Origin of the sequence: Pseudoroseomonas cervicalis ATCC 49957, from assembly GCF_000164635.1 — a bacterium.
Lineage (GTDB): Bacteria > Pseudomonadota > Alphaproteobacteria > Acetobacterales > Acetobacteraceae > Pseudoroseomonas > Pseudoroseomonas cervicalis.
Window position 1 is genome coordinate 1 of record NZ_GG771048.1, and the last position, 1,069, is coordinate 1,069.

At 79.7% G+C, this 1,069-nt stretch carries 1 protein-coding gene; it reads right to left on the reverse strand.

Annotation, left to right across the window (positions count from 1 at the left end):
- A partial coding sequence (locus tag HMPREF0731_RS21630; protein ID WP_040614359.1) for an AsmA family protein occupies window positions 1-1,069 on the reverse strand: 1,069 nt, incomplete at both ends.

Below are 1,069 nucleotides of genomic sequence, written 5' to 3' on the forward strand. Positions count from 1 at the left end.
GGGGCCTCGCCATCCCGCGCGCTCAGCAGCAGGTCCAGCCCGCCGCGCGCCAGATCGACCTCGCCCGCCAGCGCCACCGGCGGCGCCTCGGCCACCGCCATCCGGCCGCCCTCCAGCACCGCGCGGCCATTCTCCAGCCGCAGCCCCGCTTCCGCCGCCTCGAAGGCGGTGGCGCCCTCGGACAGCGCGGCGCGCATGCCCGCCTCGGCCGAGGCCAGGCTGTCACGGCCCGAAGCCTCCAGCGCGGCACGCCAATCCGCCCCCGACAACACGCCGTCGCGCAGCGCGACGCGGCCGGTGCCACCCAGCGTCGCGCGCAGCGCGGCGGGGCTGAAGCCGGTGGCGCGCAGATCGGCCTCGGCCTCCAGCCGGCCGCCGGACAGGTCCACCGGCAGGCCGGTCAGCGGGCCGGGCAGCGCCAGCCCCTCCAGCCGGCCCTGCAAGGTGAGGCCGGGCGGCGTGGCGCCGCCCTCCAGCCGCAGCTGGCCGGTGGCGCGGCCGCCCAGCAGGTTCAGTTGCACCGCCTCCAGCGACAGGCCGCGCTGGCGCAGCCGCAGCGTGGCGGAGACCGGGCCCACCGGATCGAATCCGGCCGGCTCCAGGCGCTGCGCCGAGAGCGCCAGCTCCGCTTCCCACCCCGCCAGCGCCGCCAGCGGCAGCGGCTCGCGCGAGGCGAGATCGGGCCAGGGCAGTGGCAGGCGCTCCGCCACCAGCCGGCCGGACAGGCGCGGCACCCCCGCGGGCCAGGACAGGCCGAGCTGCCCGCCCAGGCGCAGCCCGGCCGCCACCAGATCGAAGCTCTCGGCCGCCAGCTCGCGCGGCGCCAGCGCGACGCTGGAGACCAGGGAGAGCGAGCCCTCCCCCAGCCAGGGCGGCGGGGCGATACCGAAGCCCTCGGCCAGCAGGCGCGGCGCGCCGGGGTGGCGCAGCGTCAGCGTGCCGGCGTAGCGCGGGGCGGTGAGGTCGAGGCTGCCCTGCGCCTCGGCCCGCGCATCGCCGAAATCGAGGCCGGCGCGCAGCGCCAGCGCGTTGACCGGGCCGCTGCCGGAGGCGCGCAGCGCCAGGGCGG